Raw genomic sequence first — 2,134 nt, forward strand, 5'->3', positions numbered from 1 at the left:
TGTATGAGGGCTGGACGTTAGTGACACCCTCCCGGACTCGAGATGCTGGTGGCCAGCCCCCTGCGCCGCCGTGCCGGCGGTGGTAGTTGTAGTGGATGTTCCAGACAGAGATCGCGGACGAGCGGTCCTCCTCGCTGTTGAAATTTCGGGCATAGAGCAGTTCCTCGGCCAGGATTCTCTGGTAGCGCTCGACCTTTCCATTGTGCTGCGGGGTGTACGGCTTGGTCTTCTGATGGCGGGTGCTCTTGCCTACGATCCACGCGAAGTCACCGGACCGGTAGCACGCCCCGTTGTCGGTAACGACACGGTGGATGTGGGTGATGCCGTGGGCTGCGAACCAGACTTTGGCTCTGGCCAGGAACGCCGCCGCGGTGGCTCCCTTCTCATCCGACAACGGCTCTGTGTAGGCGAGTCGGGAGAAGCCGTCGACGGCCGAGTGCAGGTAGGTGTAACCGCGTTTCGCGCCAGCCGCTTTCGCTCGACTGACAGTCTTGGTCTGGTCGCTGTCGCGGCCATGGATGCGCCAGCCGCCGCCGTCGGGTATTCGGCCGACCTTCTTCACGTCCAGGTGCACCATATGACCGGGCCAGCGCGCGACGATCTTCCCGGGATTGCGATTGTTGTCTCCACCGGGATCGATGAACCTGCGTCTGCCCAGGCCGAGCCTGGTCAGGTGCCGAGTGACAGTGCGGCGGTCAATCCTGAACCCACTGTCGGCAAGCTCGTCGCTGATGCGCTGAGCCGACCACTTATGCTCACGCCGCCAGGTTTCGATCTGCTTAACGACCCATGCCGGCGTCACGTTGGGACTCCGATGTGGCGTCGAGGATCGATCGCGCAGCCCGGAATCGCCATGTCGTCGCCATCGATTCACCCACTTCGACGCGCACGCGCGAGAGATGCCCATCTCGGCTGCGACGTGTGCGATCGGTCGGGTACGGCAGCGTCGGATCAGCCGTCGACGGCCTTCGAGGCTGAGGGGTGCGTTGGCGTGGGTCATCGACCTTGCCGCCGTGCGGAGTGGGCGGGGTGTGCGTTCCTTCCGGTTTTGGCACTCTTCGTAGGCGACGCGCTGGTAAAGAGGCGAGCCCACTGCTCCGCTGAGAGATCTTTGGGCAGGGACGAGGAGCGAATCCCCTCGCTCTTCAACAACTGGAGCGCTCCCCGCTTTCCGAGTGAGCTGGATACGTTAGCCAGGATCTCGCCGATACCCCTGCCCCTACTGGTGAAAACGTCATGGACGAACTGTCGGTAGGACTCTCTCGCGTCTGGGCTGAGCAATGGGTCCGGACGACGAGTCATCTCCAAGAGGCCACCGTCCACGCTCGGGGCTGGCTTGAACGCCGACCGGGGCACGCGCCCGTGCAAGCTGAAGTCGATCCAAGGCCACCACTGCGCGGTCATCATGCTGCTACCACCGATGCCGGCACGCCGGCGGGCCACTTCCCACTGCACGAGCAGGACCACCTGGGTCCATGCTCCATCGTGCAGCAGTCTGCGCAGGATGGCTGTGGTCAGGTGGAACGGAACGTTGCCGACCACCACATACGGAGTGGTCGGTAGCGGCCAGTGAAGGAAGTCTGCGTTGACGACGGTTACGTGTTTCTGCTCGCGGAACTGACTGGCCGATGCAAGTCGGTCCGCCAGCCGGCTATCGATCTCGACAGCAGTCAGGGACCGGCCGAGCTTCTGCAGCTCTCTTGTGAGCCTGCCCTGGCCCGGGCCGATCTCGACGATCGGACCGGTCGAGTCGCCTACCAGCCGTGAGAGCCGGTCGATCGTGGTGTGGTCAGTGAGGAAGTTCTGGCCGTGCTCATGTCGGCCGCCACGGTAAGTGGGCATAGAAAAGGACGCTCCATCGAAGCAGGCGTCCGGGCACGCAAAAGCGCCGCCCGGCTGGACTCGCGGAGCGGCAGAACGTCCTGGAACAGGTTCCGCCGCTAGAAGCGGCGGAACCGGGTCACTGCAATTGATGGACTACCCATGGCCCCCACCCTATCGCACCAGGGCTGTTCAACAGCTGATCAAGGGCCTGGCCTGGGGCCCTCCTACCTCCAGAGCGGTCTGGGCGGCACTGGAATCGCCCATCACGGCAACAGCCGCGCCAACGTCAACAACGTCCTTGCCCGCAACA

General features: G+C 63.9%; 2 protein-coding genes. Both read right to left on the bottom strand.

Going from position 1 to position 2,134, the window contains the following annotated elements; translation table 11 throughout:
* Positions 1–1,000, bottom strand: a 1,000-nt coding sequence (locus RF646_RS13210) for an IS481 family transposase (RefSeq protein WP_368836231.1), incomplete at its 3' end; no start/stop codon positions are given.
* Positions 997–1,842, bottom strand: coding sequence for a 23S rRNA (adenine(2058)-N(6))-methyltransferase Erm(36) (locus RF646_RS13215; RefSeq protein WP_015345217.1), 846 nt, complete (start codon positions 1,840–1,842; stop codon positions 997–999). The genes RF646_RS13215 and RF646_RS13210, both read right to left, overlap by 4 nt.
* Between the last annotated feature and the right edge of the window lie 292 nt (positions 1,843–2,134).

Origin of the sequence: Kocuria sp. CPCC 205261, from assembly GCF_040981025.1 — a bacterium.
GTDB lineage: Bacteria > Actinomycetota > Actinomycetes > Actinomycetales > Micrococcaceae > Kocuria > Kocuria marina.